Here is a 15,893-nt window from a genome sequence, read left to right on the forward strand (position 1 = left end):
CACGCTTTACGCGATCTCCATCTGCCCGCTATCTCTGGGCAATTATCGTTGCGAGGCTCTCACCAGCGCTATGTCACAGCATGACAAAAGAATTCAGCTCTCTATTGCCTTAGGGATTGCCCTTATTCTGCTGACGGCTGTTGTTTTTGCGGAAGACAAAGCCCTGGAACAAGCTGATTTCAATGACGACGTTGCAGAGCGCTTCCCGGGCATGCAGATCAGGGAGATTTCAGACTTCAGGCAGTACAGTCACGACATATTACTGATTGTCGCAAAAAAAATGGGGGTAAGGCTCAGCGATGAAGTTCCGGCGCCACTGCTACTAACCGACCTTGACGTGACAGCGAGTATGTTCAACTCATGGCTGGGAGAAAATGAAGAACGGTTCCATATCATTTGCTCCTGCTACTTCCCCAGAGAAAATATAATCGTGGTTTTTGGAACGAGCAGACTCGACAGTCTTGCGCACGAGTTGGTGCACTTCGTTCAAGTACAGTATGAACATGTCAATATTGGTGTGTTCGACATGACTGGACTGGAATTAGAGGCAGTAGAGATTCAGCATTGGTTCAGACGGAACCATATGGAGTGACTACGGCATGGCGAACCCGAGGGAGTGAGGCCGCAGATATAGCATGATGGTCCTGAACCGAGGAGCCATTTGCAGACGACTCTGCTAACCTGCTCATTTTTCTGATTCCAAAGGAATTTCTTCATGATTACGGTTCACCACCTGAATAATTCCCGCTCACAGCGCGTTCTCTGGATGCTGGAGGAACTGGGTGTGCCTTACGAGATCCAGCGCTACGAGCGTGACCCCAAGACCATGCTGGCGCCCGCAAGCCTCAAGAAAGTTCACCCGCTGGGCAAATCCCCGGTGATCACCGACGGTGATCTGGTGGTAGCGGAGTCCGGCGCCATCATCGAATACCTTGCCCACACCTATGGCAAGGACACATTGCTGCCGGAAACCGGTGGTCAGGCGTGGCTGGACTACACCTACTGGCTGCATTACGCCGAAGGCTCGTTGATGCCGCCGCTGGTGATGCGCCTCGTTTTCCAAAAGGTAAAAACCAGCCCGATGCCGTTCTTTATCAAACCGGTGGCCAAGGGCATTGCCGACAAAACCACGGAAACCTTCATCGGCCCGATGATCAAGACGCACCTGGATTTCGTCGAAGACCACCTGGCGAAAAACACCTGGTTTCTCGGCGATAACCTCAGCGCGGCGGATATCCAGATGAGCTTCCCGCTGGAAGCCTCCGTGGCACGGGGTATCGTCGGCAAGGACCGGCCGAACATCAGCGCCTGGGTGGAGCGGGTACACGCCAGGCCGGCGTACCAGAGGGGCCTTGAGAAAGGTGGGGGATACGACTTCGCCTGAGTCTTTGAAAGTATCAAAAAATACCAACTCCCGGATGGGAGAGCCTGAAAAGCAACGAATAAATATGCCCCGGTTCGCCGGGATTGTAAGGAGTTATAAAAATAATTAAAAACTTAGCTATGCAGTACCTGTTAATTAGCGTACTGTCTCGTTCGTTGGAAAGATTTAGCAAAGCATTTCACGAATAAGACCTTTTGTGTTTCACACCTGTTGTCCTGTTTTTGATCCTGCCAGTTTTTTTATTTCCCGCATATCGCTGATCAAAGATCACAACGATCTCTTGGCGGCACACTAATGATCAATATCAGGATATATATTATGTCTACCATTACAGGCAACGTTAAGTTCTTCAATGAAGCAAAAGGTTTTGGCTTTATTACTCGTGAAGGCGGTGCGGACGTTTTTGTTCACTACAGCTCTATTCAGGGTGGCGGTTTCAAGACTCTGGCCGAAGGCCAGGAAGTTGAGTTCACCGTGACCGAGGGCCAGAAAGGCCCACAGGCAGAGAACGTTATTGGCCTGTAATTAACAGGTAAAAACGTGATTGAAAAGGCAGCCTCTGGGCTGCCTTTTTTATTGCCAGATTTTATGGCACACGAGAAATAAACAGGTCCCGGTTTTGCTTTGACATGATCGGATCGGGTTTACTCTAGCCAGAGTAGACTTCCGACTGACAGCAAAGGACAAACCGCCGTGGCCTCCAAACACTGGGCGAATTCCCTGCGCCCTCACAAATTACCTCTCCGTCGTCGCCTCGCCCGCGCCTCCGTGGCCTTGATCTACCGACAGGCTGACGATGGTGGCGTGGAGCTGCTGTTCATCCAGCGGGCCCGTCGGGAAGGTGATCCCTGGTCCGGAGACATGGCCTTTCCCGGAGGCCGCATGCAACCGGAGGATGCCACACCCCGAGCCACCGCCGAACGGGAAACCCTCGAAGAAACCGGAGTCGACCTGGTACGCCATGGCCGCTTCCAGGCCCGGCTTTCTGACCTGGTTACCCGCCAACACAGCCGCTGGCGACCGATGGTAGTCACACCCTACGTCTACGAATGGCGGGGACCGCAATCTGTATTGCTGAACCACGAAGTCGAACAAACGGTGTGGGTGCCCCTCAACTACCTCGCCGCCAGGGAGAACCAGAGCCGACTGCCCTGGCGCACGCCGTTCGGCACCTTGAAAATGCCCTGTTGCCGATATCAGGGCTACTGCATCTGGGGGCTGAGTTACAGCATGTTGCAGGAACTCCTGGCATGGGACCGTTCGCACAACGCTGTGACCACATCGAAACAAGAATAAAAGGGCACAGATTATCCCCCGGCTTTGGTTGGCATTCCTCAGCCCTATGGACTTAACTCGTAATTAGCACCGCCCGCCCTGACCTGCCCCACAATGAACGTGAAAGCAGCAGGCAAAGCAACACATTGCTCCACTCCATGCGCCTTCGGGCCGAAACACCCGGCGTTCGCCAACACTTAAGCAGCAGCCAAAGTGAGACTATCAAGAAAGAGCATGATCGGACTTCTGGTAACCAGTTTCTATGTCGTGGGCATCATCATGGCCATGCATGCTGCCCTGACGACCCGCACATCCACGGGCGCGGTGGCCTGGACTGTATCTCTGGTCACCATGCCCTTTGTCGCCGTTCCGGCGTATGCGGTGTTCGGCAGGAACCAGTTCGAGGGCATGGCAGAGGCGTACGAAGCACGCGCCGATGAAATCGACCAGATTGTTGAGGGGTACCGCAAGGAACTCGCGGCGTGGAAGATCCCCGAGAGTCAGGCCCCGTCCTGGTATAACGCCGTTCACCGGCTATCAGAACTTTATCTCGTCAGAGGCAACGCCGTGGAGTTGCTGGTGAATGGCGAGGCCACCTTCGACAGTATCCTTGAGGGAATCGCCGGGGCGGAACGTTATATTCTGTTCCAGTTCTACATGATCCACGACGATGGCCTGGGAAGGCGGGTCAAGGACGCACTGGCAGAACGGGCCCGTGCGGGCGTAAAAGTTCTGGTGTTGTACGACGAAGTCGGCAGTTCCGATTTGCCCGACACATACGTGGCCGACATGCGCGCCGCCGGCATTGAGGTCAGCTCGTTCAAACCCAACCAGGGCTGGCGAAACCGGTTCCAGCTCAATTTCCGCAATCACCGGAAAATGGTGGTGGTCGATGGCCGCGAGGCCTGGGTTGGCGGCCACAACGTGGGTGATGAATACCTGGGGCTCGACCCGGAGTTAAGCCCCTGGCGCGACACACACGTAAAGATCGAAGGGCCCGCAGCGGTCCAGGTTCAACTGACGATCCTCTCCGACTGGTACTGGGCCACCCGGGAAATCCCGGAACTGGAATGGGCACCGACACCGGCCACCAACGCCGATCAGCAGGTGATGATATTCCCCACTGCGCCCACCGGGCACCTGGAGAAGGCCAGCCTGTTTTTTGTCTCGGCACTCAGCGCCGCCCGAGAGCGCATCTGGCTGTCGGCTCCCTATTTCGTTCCGGATGAGGCAGTCATGAAAGCGCTGCAGCTGGCCGCCCTTCGCGGCGTCGACGTTCGGATCATCACCACCGGCAAAGGCGACAGCCTGCCCGTCTACCTCGCGGCATTCCACTACATCGAGGAACTGCGCGGGCTCGGCATTCGCTTTTACGCTTATCAGCCCGGCTTTCTTCACGAAAAGGTCATGCTGGTCGACGACCGCGTATCGAGCGTCGGCACCCACAATTTTGACAACCGCTCATTCCGCCTCAACTTCGAGGTGGCTGCCGTGATCGTGGATGAGGGATTCGCCACCCAGATGGAAGCCATGTTCGAACAAGACTTTGCCCACGCAGAGCCGATCGATCCCGACAGTCTGGACGATCGGCCCCTGTGGTGGCGGCTGGGCGTTAAGCTATCGAGGCTGGCGTCGCCCGTGCTGTAGGGAATAGTGAAAATTCCGGCCCGGCTGTTCTACAGGTGCAACGAAACCCCGTTCCTGGCCAGCACCTCCGTGATGTTTTCAATGTCCGGCGGCCCCGGAGAAACCTCTCTGTCGACAGCTGTAAACATCTGGGTTGCCAGGCTGCCGGCTCCGGTGACTTCCAGCATTTCGCCGCCCTCCGGCCCGTACTGGAACGAGTGAACCGATCCGCCAGGTACAAAAACCAGGGTACCCGGCAAACACGTCTCCTGCTTCCCATCGCAAGTGAAATCAACACTCCCTTTGATCACAAAAAACGCCTCGTCCCATTCGTGACTGTGCGGGGGCGGCCCCATGCCGCTCTCTCCGGACTGATAGGTAAACTCTTGCCCTTTCGTATCCTGCTTGGTCGCCAGAACGGTTATGTTCGTGCCGACAACACTCAACGCACGATCATAATCACCCGGTTTAACAATAATGGAGTGTCGGTTCATGGGTGTGCTCCTTCTCGGCCACCTATCGCCCTCTCGGGACATGGCGCTGAGCCTGGAAGTGATGTCAGGGCCATGACGCCTCAGAAAATCTCACTCAAAGGCGACTCGCCATAGTTTCAGTTTAGGCCGGGTAGCGGATAAAACGTACATAAATCTATCCCGGTTTGGTTGACGAATCGCCCCGCCAAGGCCTGAATAGGAGATACATCACCGTGCGGAGGAATCGGGCATGAAGTGGATCATACTGATCATTATTATCGCTGGCTTGGCCTACTGGCTTAATAAGGGCCGGCGCAGGAACAACATCGAAGATCCGGATATGAAAACCTTCGAGGAAAAAGATTTCTACCTCACATCGAACGACAACGCATCCGACGATAAGTCATCCCCTGATAAAAATAATCCGCGTCACTGAATTGATTCCGGGTCAGTTAAACGTCTGTGAAGTAGGCCCGTAACGGATTAAGGTAGGGCCTTTTCTGCCGGAGACATTCACGCTATGGAAACTGCGACCCTGATTTGGGGGCTCATTTTCAGCTCCATCGGTATCGGTTATTTCATTTACGGGCGAAGGCAGTCGAATATGGTCGCCCGCTGGTGCGGTCTCGCGCTGATTCTTTATCCGTACCTCGTGACCAATACCATGGCCATGGTGGCTGTCGGGGTTGCGCTCATGTTGACCCCGCGGTTCATTGAACTTTGAGCAATTCTTCAAAGCGATCTCCCATGCCCGACGCGACTCCCCTTCAAACTCTGCTGGACACCCTCCCCCAATGCGGCCGGGTGGAATGGATTGGTATCCGCCCCGCCCGTGGTGAGGCCATGCAGTCACTCGACGGCGTGACAGTCAGCCCCGGCAAGGGCCTCGAAGGCGATCGGTTCAAGGGCCGCGAAACCAGCAAACGACAGGTAACCCTGATCCAGAAAGAACACCTGCACGCGATTGCCTCCTGCCTGCATCGGGAGGCCATTGGCCCCGAGGTTTTCCGGCGCAACATTGTAGTCTCCGGCCTGAACCTGCATGCCCTGAAAGGCAAAACCTTCCGGATCGGTGGGGTGATCCTGGAGTACACGGGGCTTTGTCACCCCTGCAGCAAGATGGAGACGACGCTTGGGCCGGGCGGTTACAACGCCATGCGCGGCCATGGAGGGATTACGACGCGGGTGGTTGAAGGCGGCGAGCTGACTCTTGGTGACCTGGTGCAGGCCTTGCCATGAACTACCGCCGTCTCGTCCTCGCTGCCCTACTCGGACTTCTGGCCCTTGCGCTCTGGGCCAGCCCCGAGTTCAAGCAGGTGGCGGCCGGGGTGGCGATCTTCCTGTTTGGCATGCTGTCGCTCGAGAACGGGTTTCGCCAGTTTACCGGCGGATTCCTGGAGAGCGTGCTGCGTCGGACCACGGACACGATTCCGAAAAGTCTCGGTTTCGGCATTGTCAGCACCGCGATCATGCAGTCCAGCTCCCTGGTATCGGTGATCACCATATCGTTCCTCAGCGCCGGCATGCTCCCGCTGATCACCGGCATCGGCATCATCTTCGGGGCCAACCTGGGCACCACAACCGGGGCCTGGCTGTTCGCCACCATCGGCATGAAAATGAGTCTCTCGGCCTTCGCGTTGCCAATGCTCGTCTTCGGCGTGGTGCTGAATTTCCAGGGCTCCCGCGTATTGAAAGCCTCCGGTGCGATTCTGGCCGGCCTCGGGTTTCTGTTTCTCGGCATCGACTTCATGAAGGACGGGTTCGAAGGCTACCAGGCCGCAGTCGATCTGCGCGCATACGCGATAACGGGTATAACCGGACTGCTTGTTTATACGGGGCTCGGAATTCTCGCGACGGTCATCATGCAATCGAGCCACGCAACGCTGGCCCTCACCCTGGCCGGCCTGGCCACAGGCCAGATTACCTACGAGAACGCGTTGGCCCTGGCGATCGGTGCCAACATCGGCACGACAGTAACCGCCCTGATCGGCGGCCTAGGCGCAAACATCGCCGGCAAGCGCCTGGCAGGCGCCCACCTCTTTTTCAACCTGGCGACGGCGGCGATGGCCCTGGTGCTGGTCGAGCCCCTGCGCTGGTCCGTCGACGGTCTGTCGGCGCTCATGTCGATCGCCGACGATGACTATACCGTCAAGCTCGCCGTCTTCCACACCCTGTTCAACTGCTTGGGTGTCGCCGTCATGTTGCCACGGATTTCCCAGCTGGCGCGCGCGCTGGAGCGCTGGTTGCCGGAGGGGCCGGAAGAGGCTGCGGCCGAGCCGAGATACCTGAACCCCGCTGCGATGGACTCCCCCGATAGCGCCAACGTGGCAGTTCGCAGGGAGGTCTGGCACCTGTTCGACCAGGCCTTCGTCATCCTCGCCCATGGCCTTCACCTTCACCGCGAACAGATCTGCAACTGCGATGACCTGCGGGCGATGATCAACAATAACCGGGAGCGCATCGACATCGACATTGACCTGCTATACCGGCAGCGCGTCAAACGTCTTTACAATGCCATCCTCGACTTCATTTCCGGGTGCATGACGCGCATGTCCCCGGGCAGTTCCACCGAATCACTCTACCGCCTGCAGCACGCCGCTGCCGAGATGGTGGAAGCCATCAAGCACGTCAAACACCTGCGCAAGAACCTCACGACCTACCTGGCTGCCAATAACGCGGCGATCCGCCGGGAATACAATGATCTGCGCCTCAGGGTCGCGATTGTACTGCGCGAAACCCATCGACTTTACGAAGGCCAATTTGACGACGCCAGCACGGCCATACTGGAGCTCGACGAGATTGCTGTGAGTGCGCGAGTGGACCGCGAATCCATGGTCGCGCGGGTTACGAAACTTCTGGGCACAAAGCAGATTGATTCCGCCATGGCGACGTCCCTGCTCAATGATTCTGCCTATGCCAGCGAAACCGTAGATGCTATTTTGACAGGTACACGCGAGCTCCTTACGGCCACGGATGTGGACGCTGCCCGAACCACCGAGGCATTGTCAGTGAGCGATGAGGGTCAGGCGGGGGTTAACATCTGACGCATCACGGGAATGCCTCCCGGACCAAGGCGGAGTCGGACAATGGGTTTCAAGGACTTGGTAGCAAAGCTCGATGATGTTCTGGGCGAACACGACCAGGGCAAGGCCCTGAAGCTCAAGGACCTGACGCAACTCGAACAGGCGCTGGAAAAAAAGCAGGCGAAATACCGCGAACGACTGAGCTCCGGCTCACCCGAGGAAACCCCCGCCCAGACCGAGGTTCGCCTGCGCGTGGTCGAGGCACAACTGGCCAAGCTGCGGGAGCTCATGGCAGAAGCATCCCCCTGATGGTAAAGAACAGCATAGCCGCCAGCAGTGCCGATAACGGAACCGTGATCAGCCAGGCAGCCACTATTTTCAAAACCGCGGAACGCTTGACGAGATCCTGCCTGTAAAGCTTTTTCAGACTCTTACGTTCGCTTTTCGAGATCGGTGCGTAGCGGCCATCTGTGCTTTTGAGCTTCTTGAGGATTTCTCCTTTTTCTTCGAATGAGGCCTCCTCGAATTCCTTCAGCACGCGCTCTACTTTTTCCCGGTCCTCTCCGGCATGGCGCACCTCAATCTCGGCAATCTTCTCGCGATAGGTAGTTTTAAGATGCTCGCGCAGGAAGCCCACGCCGAACACGCCCCCTATGGCAATGTGGGTCGAGCTCACGGGAAGGCCCAGCTGGCTTGCGATGATGACAGTAACCGCCGCAGCCATGGCCACGCAGAAGGCACGCATGCGGTCGAGCTCCGTTATCTCCGATCCGACAGTGCGTATGAGCTTGGGGCCGAACAGTGCCAGGCCGAGGGCAATCCCGAGTGCCCCCACCCACATCACCCAGCCAGGGATCGCCGCCTGTGCCACCACGCCGCCGTGAAGGATGGTTTCATTGATCGCCGCCAGCGGGCCTACCGCGTTCGCAACGTCATTCGCCCCGTGCGCGAAGCTCAGAAGTGCAGCCGAAAAAATAAGCGGTGAGGTGAACAGACTGTCGACTCCCGCTTTGCTGTTTTCCACCTCGACCGAAGGACGGGTAACAAGCCATTTTGTGAGCCGCCATACGATGATGCCAATGAGCGCGCCGAATCCGATAGCAGGCAGTAACCCGATGTCGACGACCTTGCCCAGCCCCTTTATCACTAAATACGTAGCAAAGACCCCCGCCATTATTGCGACGAACAGAGGCACGTTGTATCTGGCGGCCTGAGCAATTTCACGCTTGTAGGTGATCCGGCGTTTTATCAGGTACAGGGTAAGTGCTGCGATGGCCCCACCGAGTACCGGCGATATAACCCAACTGGCGACGATCTGGCCAAACTGGCTCCAATCCACTATGTCCACACCGCCCGCCGCTATACCCGCGCCCATCACACCGCCGACGATCGAGTGGGTCGTGGAGACAGGCGCCCCGACGTAGGTGGCCGCATTCAGCCAGAGCGCCGCGGCAAGCAGCGCGGCTATCATGAGCCAGATGAACGTATCGGGATCTCCGATCAGCGCAGGATCGATAATCCCCTTCTTGATGGTGCTGACGACATCGCCGCCCGCTATCAGCGCACCACTGGCCTCAAAGATCGCCGCTATCGCGATGGCCCCGGCCAGGGTCAGAGCTTTGGACCCGACGGCAGGCCCCACGTTATTGGCAACATCATTGGCACCGATGTTCATCGCCATGTACCCGCCGATCATCGCCGCCGCCACCAGGATGACCATGTTCGGAGCATCAGCCCCGATCGAGCGGACATACAACATGACCCCTGCAAGGAAAATCACCGCCACGCCGATCCGAAAAACCTCGGCACGCCCGTAACGAGTCGCCTTTTCTATGGCATTGAGTTGTTCCAGTTCCATGATTGCGCTGCCATCCGTGAGTAACCGTTCACCCCAATACAATGTAGCCCAAAGCCACACAATCGGGGCCGGCTCGGCCCAGGGTACTCAGGCCCGAAAGGATTTGCGCAAATCAGAGGAACCGGTGCCCAGCTAGCTTCAGAACGCGCCAGTCCCCGCCAGCTCCCGGATGATCTGAACCGTTTCAATATCGGTGAGCACATAGGCCTGCTGGAGAAACTGGTCATACGGCATCGAATCGCCCTCGTTCTCGATGCTGGCTGAGTAATATCGAAAACGGATAAAAATCGATTCCGGTTCGGGCTCTTCAATATCCATGACAAGCGTTGCCGCCGGAACCGCATCGGTTGGCAGAGTTCGGTACTCGATTCTCGACTCCGGTAAAAACCTTACTTCGTCGACTATCTGCAGCCCTGGCAGTTGCAGGCACCGTTTCATGTAGGCCGGTTCCTGCTCAAGAATCTCATACTCTTCAACGCCTACCAGGAACTTGTCCGGGCGCCGGGCTCTGAGTACCAAACCTTCCCAGATCTGGAATCGGGTCAGGATCGGCAGCTCTGGCTTCGTCAGGTCGTTTATCTGAACGATGTGCTCAAACGTCATTTGGCCTCCTGCTTGGTGATGCCATCTATCAGACACCGTGCCAGCCACAAGACCTTTCGAAAAGATGCAGCTCGCCTACCACCGTGGAACAAACGACTAACGACGATGGGTGGGTGGGCAGTACTCCCCGCCCAGGCCGGGCACGGCATCGCTGCCTAACCCGTAATTTTCCAGAATCCTGCAAAGCTGCCCGTTCTCCTGGAGCTTCTTGAAACCGCGCTCGAAGGCCTGGGCAATGGCACTTGATCGGTCCGGGTCTTCCGGGGAGAGTGCCAGGTAACCGGCATGGCGTTCGTCGAGACAGCCGGCATTCAGAAGACCCTCGCGGTTCTGACTGGATTCGAACAGAAGCCGATCATCGAGCAATGCATCGAAGCGTTCCCTTCTTACCAGCTCTCGCAGGCGATTGGATACGTCACCGCCTCCTATCAGGGTGACGCGCTTGCCCTGATTATCAGAAATATAAGCATCCATCTCGGCGCCGTAGCTGTAGCCCGAAGTGGCCACGAACCGCATGTTCTCGAGTGAAGCCAGGCCGTGATAGCGGTGTGGTTCGTTCTGCGGGACGTAGAAGCAATATTCGGTCAGAGAAACCGCGTAGGAGGGAAAAATAAAACTGGGGGCCTCCGCCCTGAACGCAGGCACTATGGCGTCAACACGCCCCCGCTTTGCCTCAAAAAGTGCCCGGTCATAGGGCAGGTTTTCGTACACGACCTTGTACCCTTCGGACTCAAGCGCGGCACGGGCGATGTCCACTGTGAAGCCAGAACGTGGTCCTGTGACGTCACAGGCGTACGGACACCAGTAGGCGGGTGCAGCAACCGAGACGGTAAGTGATCCCCTCGCCTGAGTTTCAGGCCAGGCAGGCGAAACCGCCACTGCCCATAACGTCCATATGAGAGTTTTAGCGGCAATTCTCATTACTTTGCTGCCTCTCCTTGGAGCACGCAATTAAAAGCCAAACACCCCTCGAATCTCTAAGGGTAGTACTGTAAGGCCAGGGTTCAATTCACCGACAGACTAAGTCACATCGCTGAATCCGACAATAAGTGGGGAAAATCCGAAAACCGAAGGCCGGGGAGACCCTCGCAAGATAGAGCGGTTTCGGTTGATCGGCCAGGTTCGAGTCTTATACCCTTTCTTGAAAAAGGGTCGTCTTCGTCTTGTCCGACACGACTCGAATGCACCAGAAGATATTCGGGATAATCTTTAATTTAAATCGGGGCCAGATCAATCTGCCCCTGTTACTTTTTCGCGTTAACCTGCTTTGAATTCTGGGACGCGAACTGTCCACTTTTACCCTTGCCTACATACTCAACGGCACCGCCCGACTTTAAATAAGCAGCAGTCTGCTCCTCAATTGCGGCAGACGTTAACGTAACTTTTTCGAGTTTCTTGCTCATTATGATCTCCAGGTAACTGTCGGCTTATTCACCAACTTCAAACAACCATAATAACCGAAATAGAATTAAATTGTTTGGCGTAAGCGTCGCAAGCTGGAAAGGCAGTCTCTGCCTCATCTGCCAGCCACAATATATTTCTGAAAAACCTTTTTATCGGATGCCTGAATGTTACGGGGAAATGCAAAGCCATGAATCAGCGCAACACAAAAACGAAAAGGCTCAGGCATAACGTGATATTCAGAACCCAGATTATCAAAGAAACCCGTTGCCGCTGGCTCAACCGCCTGATTGGATTAGTCATAGTTGAACCGCTCCGATAGGATATGGTGAGAGGGCGTATCGTTCTTAATCAGGTGATCTTCAATGATATCCATCATGATCGCCGGTCCGCACATCACGAAGACCCATTCGCTGAACTCTTTCTCTGAAAAGACGCGATCTATCAGCGCTGCATCTATGAAGCCTGTCTCTCCGTGCCAGGTTTCTGGCGGTTCTGACAGCACATAGACTACGTCCTCCGCACCCAGCTCCTCATCCAATTCCTCACGATAGGCAATCTGATCAACAATCCGATTTCCGTAGATCAGCTTCACCTTGCGCGAATCGCCGGTCAGGCGCATTTGCCTGAGTATGCCCAGCAGGGGAGCAAGGCCAACGCCACCCGCGATGAGAGCGACCCCGGGTTCTGCGCGACCATCGACAGAAAGATTGCCATAAGGGCCGTCAAGATAGGCGACCGTTCTGTCTTTTATCTGGCCAACTGTTCGTGTGAAGTCGCCAAGCTCTTTGATCATGAAGGATATTTCGGGTCCAACCGCCGGCGCTGAGCAGATGGAGAACGGATTTTCTTTCATCGAGAAGGGGGTGTGCCCCACATTTAGCCAGACGAATTGGCCGGCCTTGTAATCAAGACCACGATGACCGTCTGGCTCCACCGTCACTTCCCATTGCTTTGGCGTCAACCGGACCACGGAGGTCACGCGCCAGGGTCGGGCCTTCTGCAGAAGGGGAACCAGCAGGTAAACCGTCAGGAGTGACCCGACCGCCACTCCAGTCATTGCCAGCCACACCCAGGTCATCACAGGCTGCGATCCGTAACGCCCTGCATACACGGTGTGATGCAACAGAAGAACCGCGATCAGGAGCGCGCCGATACCATGTAACAGGCGCCATGTCTCGTATTTGTAGTCCAGTTGGGTGCGACCGATCGCCAGTAGCACAAGGCTTGGAAGAAGCAGAAACGCGGCAATGCCTGTCGACAGAGCGGAGAAATCGCTCGTGAGCGTCAGTTCGCGCGTGGGGTCCCACGGGCGTAGACCACCTGACGGCGTCCCCTGGTACAGAAACGGGTGCAACAGTGCAAAAACCAGTGCCGTGCGCGCCATGATCTGGTGAAACCGCATTGTCACATCCAGTCCGACGCCATTTGAAATGGTCTTGAAACGGCCGGACAGAATGAACTCCACGAGGACCATCGAAAAGGCAAGAATGCCAAGGCCCGATGCCAGTTCCTGGTGGAACTGGCGTGGCGGCCCTCCGACCCAGGAGGACAAAACCAACGGCAATGTGACAGCGACAAGGTAAACTACGATCAAAAACAGTGGCTTCATCCGTCCAGCCTGTTTCACGTCCTCTGGCCATTCAATCTAGCTCTCCCCTGAGCCCTTGGCAACGCGGCCGCAACGAACACCGCCCCTGACCCTGCAGGATGTGTTTTACTGTAGCCCTCAATCATCAGAGGCAACTTCCCTGACGCATGCCTCCCGGCACCCGAAAATGAAGATGAGTTCCAGCCATGACCATCGACCGTGAACGCCTCGCCGCCCTTGCCGCGGAGCCCCACTTTCACCGGGGCAGGTATCGAAACCTGGAGCCCGTGCCCCGCCATGGACTGGGGGATTTCCTGCGCTGGCAACTGGCCCCCGGCCGCCGTTTCCCGCAGGGTAAACGCTACACGCTGCTGCGTCCGGATGGCCACTTACTCTTGAACCCGCCGGCAGAGCCACAACTGACCTGGCTGGGGCATGCATCATTTCTGTTCCAGTATCGGGGCCTGAACGTACTGACCGACCCGGTGTTGTCAGACCGTGCCAGTCCCTTCCAATTGGTTGGGCCCAAGCGCTTCACGCCGCCGGCCCTGACGGTGGCCGAAATGCCGCCGATCCACCTGGTACTGATTTCCCACAATCACTACGACCATCTCGACGAAGCAACCGTGCGCAAGTTGCACCGACGCTTCGGGGATGACCTCTGCTTCTGTATTCCCATGGGGCTTCGACCATGGTTCGAGAAGCGCGGCGTCCACAACCTGGTGGAACTGGACTGGTGGCAATCGACGCCCCTGGCCACCGAAAACGAAGTGTTCTGCCTGCCGACCCAGCACTTCAGCGGACGCACCGCCACCGACACCAACACCTCGCTCTGGTGCAGCTGGCTCCTCGAACTGGACGGCTTTCGGTTCTATTTCGGCGGCGATACCGGTTATGGCCAGGTCTTTCGCGACGTCGGCGAGCTGTTTGCGCCCATTGATCTGGCGTTGCTACCCATCGGCGCCTACGACCCGCGCTGGTTCATGGCCCCGGTGCACGTGGCGCCGGAAGAGGCGGTGAAGATTCACCAGGATATCGGCGCCCGCCAGTCGGTAGCCATGCACTGGGGCACGTTCGTGCTGACCGATGAACCCATGGACGAGCCACCCCGGCGACTGCGGCTGGCGTTGGAGAGCAAGGGCATCAGTGAGTCGGCTTTCCGGGTGATGCACCACGGGGAAGTGTGGTCGCCGCAATAATTGGCGTGAAAAACACCGCGCTGGCTTCCTCTGTTTTCATGGCGTTCAAAGAAAGGAGAGTATGACCCGATGATGACCAACCTGCCCTTCTCTCAAGCTTGCGAGAACAACAAAGCGCCGATCCTGGAGAGACTGCGTGATGCCAGCCAACAACCGGCTGCTGGTTTTCAGGCAATAGCTTTCGATTGCAGCCACTGACTGACCTGCCCCTGGTTCATGGCACCGCTCTGGCGGGCAACTCCCTGGCCAAGCTGGCGCGCAGGTCACCTCCGTTTCGCTGCAGTTCTGTCACCGGTGATGGCAGCGTTGCGAAATGTACTGCTCTCGCATTTTTACGTTTTGTTCTTCCTTGGATATTTCCAGGGAAATCCAGTGCCACTTGGTCCAAATAGATCGGACGCCCTACTTCACTGGGCATTAGGGGGCCGGTGTGGCCGATCTGTGTGCAGAAGGGTATGCCCAGTTCGGCGCAGGCTGTGTACACCGGATAAAACCTGCGATCAGTAGGAGGCAAATCCCACAACCAGGGTAGAACCCTTACTAGCCGTTCTGGTGCCTCTTCCACAAAAGATGCGACCTCGTCGTTGGATATCATCATTTTTCCCGGAGCCGCCCATGCGGAAATGAGGCATTTATCCACGCCGCCCGAATCCATCATTTCCAAGGTTGCAGAAACAGGAGGTGCCTGAGTCGGTAAAGGTGTTTTGGTCTTTTGTTAAGACGCTGCCACTATCTTAAAAATAGCGCTATTAATTGGATAGCATATTGAAAGCCAAGCTGGGTTCGCAGAATGATACGGCTTGGCCGGACCAGGGCTGCGTCCGTGATACGCTTATTCCCGAATAATAAATCGCAAGCGCGGCAGGCGGATGCCCTTGGTGTTAAAAGTAGTGGCAAAAAGGAGACCTAGGTGGTGAGATTTGAAGGGATTGACGAGAGACATCGTAGTTTTATTGAGAAGCAACAGATGTTTTTCGTAGCAACTGCTGCTCACGAAGGACGAGTGAATATTGCTCCGAAAGGAATGGATTCGCTCAGAGTGTTAGGCCCCAATCGAATTGTTTGGCTCAATCTTACGGGCGCTGAGAATGAGACAGCGGCACACCTTCTTGAAAACCCTCGCATGACTTTGATGTGGTGCTCGTTTGATCGGAAACCTTTAATTTTAAGGGCATACGGGAAAGCAACATCGGTACACCCTAGAAACTCAGAATGGGATGAACTATATAGGCTTTTCCCCGATACGCCTGGTTTGCGACAAATCCATGACCTTTCTGTAGATTTGGTGCTGACATCATGCGGATATGGGGTGCCGCTTTATGATTTTATTGGTCAGCGCAAAACACTCATTAAATGGGCTGATCGCCTTGGCTCAGAGGGAATGAGGGAGTATCAGGAAGAGAACAACACCTTGAGTCTTGACGGCAAGCCTACGGGATTACTCAAGTAATCTATTAATC

The 15,893-nt window shown here is 56.3% G+C and carries 19 protein-coding genes; 13 read left to right on the top strand and 6 right to left on the bottom strand.

The features are described 5' to 3' along the window. The first annotated feature begins 70 nt into the window (after positions 1-70). The 5 genes from K0B93_RS07585 to cls all read left to right on the top strand — a co-directional run bounded on the left by K0B93_RS07585 (position 71) and on the right by cls (position 4,306). Positions 71-592, top strand: a complete 522-nt coding sequence (locus K0B93_RS07585) for a hypothetical protein (protein WP_219866632.1) — start codon at positions 71-73, stop codon at positions 590-592. A gap of 123 nt (positions 593-715) precedes the next feature. Next, a complete protein-coding gene (locus K0B93_RS07590; protein ID WP_219866633.1) occupies positions 716-1,384 on the top strand; it encodes a glutathione S-transferase family protein in 669 nt (222 codons plus the stop codon). Between the two features lie 318 nt (positions 1,385-1,702). Beyond that, on the top strand, positions 1,703-1,909 hold the full coding sequence (locus K0B93_RS07595; protein ID WP_070964605.1) for a cold-shock protein: 207 nt from the start codon (positions 1,703-1,705) through the stop codon (positions 1,907-1,909). Between the two features lie 168 nt (positions 1,910-2,077). Beyond that, the gene (locus tag K0B93_RS07600; protein WP_219866634.1) at positions 2,078-2,680 is read left to right on the top strand and encodes an NUDIX hydrolase; all 603 of its coding nucleotides are present in this window, start codon (positions 2,078-2,080) and stop codon (positions 2,678-2,680) included. 213 nt (positions 2,681-2,893) lie between these two features. Next, entirely contained in the window at positions 2,894-4,306 is a 1,413-nt protein-coding gene (gene cls, locus K0B93_RS07605) for a cardiolipin synthase (protein WP_219866635.1), read from the top strand. A gap of 29 nt (positions 4,307-4,335) precedes the next feature. On the opposite strand, the gene K0B93_RS07610 is transcribed toward cls, so the two are convergent. Continuing rightward, the gene (locus tag K0B93_RS07610) at positions 4,336-4,779 is read right to left on the bottom strand and encodes a cupin domain-containing protein (protein ID WP_219866636.1); all 444 of its coding nucleotides are present in this window, start codon (positions 4,777-4,779) and stop codon (positions 4,336-4,338) included. A 229-nt stretch (positions 4,780-5,008) separates the two neighbouring features. Here K0B93_RS07610 and K0B93_RS07615 point away from each other — a divergent pair, with 229 nt between their 5' ends. From K0B93_RS07615 to K0B93_RS07635, 5 genes are all read left to right on the top strand, one after another. Then, positions 5,009-5,194 (top strand): hypothetical protein, encoded by a 186-nt coding sequence (locus tag K0B93_RS07615; protein ID WP_219866637.1) that lies wholly within the window; start codon positions 5,009-5,011, stop codon positions 5,192-5,194. Positions 5,195-5,278: 84 nt separating this feature from the next. Next, entirely contained in the window at positions 5,279-5,482 is a 204-nt protein-coding gene (locus K0B93_RS07620; protein ID WP_219866638.1) for a hypothetical protein, read from the top strand. A gap of 23 nt (positions 5,483-5,505) precedes the next feature. Next, positions 5,506-5,997 carry an MOSC domain-containing protein gene (locus K0B93_RS07625; protein ID WP_219866639.1) on the top strand — a complete coding sequence of 164 codons (492 nt, stop codon included), beginning with the start codon at positions 5,506-5,508 and terminating at the stop codon, positions 5,995-5,997. Further along, on the top strand, positions 5,994-7,802 hold the full coding sequence (locus K0B93_RS07630; RefSeq protein ID WP_219866640.1) for a Na/Pi cotransporter family protein: 1,809 nt from the start codon (positions 5,994-5,996) through the stop codon (positions 7,800-7,802). Before K0B93_RS07625 ends, K0B93_RS07630 begins: the two co-directional genes overlap by 4 nt. 42 nt (positions 7,803-7,844) lie before the next feature. Then, a complete protein-coding gene (locus K0B93_RS07635; RefSeq protein WP_219866641.1) occupies positions 7,845-8,090 on the top strand; it encodes a hypothetical protein in 246 nt (81 codons plus the stop codon). Here K0B93_RS07635 and K0B93_RS07640 read toward each other — a convergent pair. The 5 genes from K0B93_RS07640 to K0B93_RS07660 form a co-directional block, all read right to left on the bottom strand. Further along, positions 8,068-9,639 (bottom strand): inorganic phosphate transporter, encoded by a 1,572-nt coding sequence (locus K0B93_RS07640; RefSeq protein WP_219866642.1) that lies wholly within the window; start codon positions 9,637-9,639, stop codon positions 8,068-8,070. The two genes, K0B93_RS07635 and K0B93_RS07640, sit on opposite strands and share 23 nt — an antisense overlap. A 138-nt stretch (positions 9,640-9,777) precedes the next feature. Beyond that, entirely contained in the window at positions 9,778-10,242 is a 465-nt protein-coding gene (locus tag K0B93_RS07645) for an AtaL-like protein (RefSeq protein ID WP_219866643.1), read from the bottom strand. Positions 10,243-10,338: 96 nt separating this feature from the next. After that, positions 10,339-11,163, bottom strand: coding sequence for a substrate-binding periplasmic protein (locus tag K0B93_RS07650; protein WP_219866644.1), 825 nt, complete (start codon positions 11,161-11,163; stop codon positions 10,339-10,341). Positions 11,164-11,486: 323 nt separating this feature from the next. Next, positions 11,487-11,645 (bottom strand): hypothetical protein, encoded by a 159-nt coding sequence (locus K0B93_RS07655; RefSeq protein ID WP_219866645.1) that lies wholly within the window; start codon positions 11,643-11,645, stop codon positions 11,487-11,489. Positions 11,646-11,938: 293 nt separating this feature from the next. Beyond that, the gene (locus tag K0B93_RS07660) at positions 11,939-13,255 is read right to left on the bottom strand and encodes a ferric reductase-like transmembrane domain-containing protein (RefSeq protein ID WP_219866646.1); all 1,317 of its coding nucleotides are present in this window, start codon (positions 13,253-13,255) and stop codon (positions 11,939-11,941) included. Positions 13,256-13,440: 185 nt separating this feature from the next. Between K0B93_RS07660 and K0B93_RS07665 the strand changes: the two genes are divergently transcribed. The 3 genes from K0B93_RS07665 (at position 13,441) to K0B93_RS07670 (ending at position 15,883) form a co-directional block, all read left to right on the top strand. Continuing rightward, positions 13,441-14,433, top strand: a complete 993-nt coding sequence (locus K0B93_RS07665) for an MBL fold metallo-hydrolase (protein ID WP_219866647.1) — start codon at positions 13,441-13,443, stop codon at positions 14,431-14,433. 69 nt (positions 14,434-14,502) lie between these two features. Then, positions 14,503-14,631, top strand: coding sequence for a hypothetical protein (locus K0B93_RS19340; RefSeq protein ID WP_267460727.1), 129 nt, complete (start codon positions 14,503-14,505; stop codon positions 14,629-14,631). 712 nt (positions 14,632-15,343) lie between these two features. After that, the gene (locus K0B93_RS07670; protein WP_285367379.1) at positions 15,344-15,883 is read left to right on the top strand and encodes a pyridoxamine 5'-phosphate oxidase family protein; all 540 of its coding nucleotides are present in this window, start codon (positions 15,344-15,346) and stop codon (positions 15,881-15,883) included. Positions 15,884-15,893: the final 10 nt, after the last annotated feature.

Source organism: Marinobacter sp. F4218 (assembly GCF_019443085.1).
In the GTDB taxonomy this organism is placed as follows: domain Bacteria; phylum Pseudomonadota; class Gammaproteobacteria; order Pseudomonadales; family Oleiphilaceae; genus Marinobacter; species Marinobacter albus.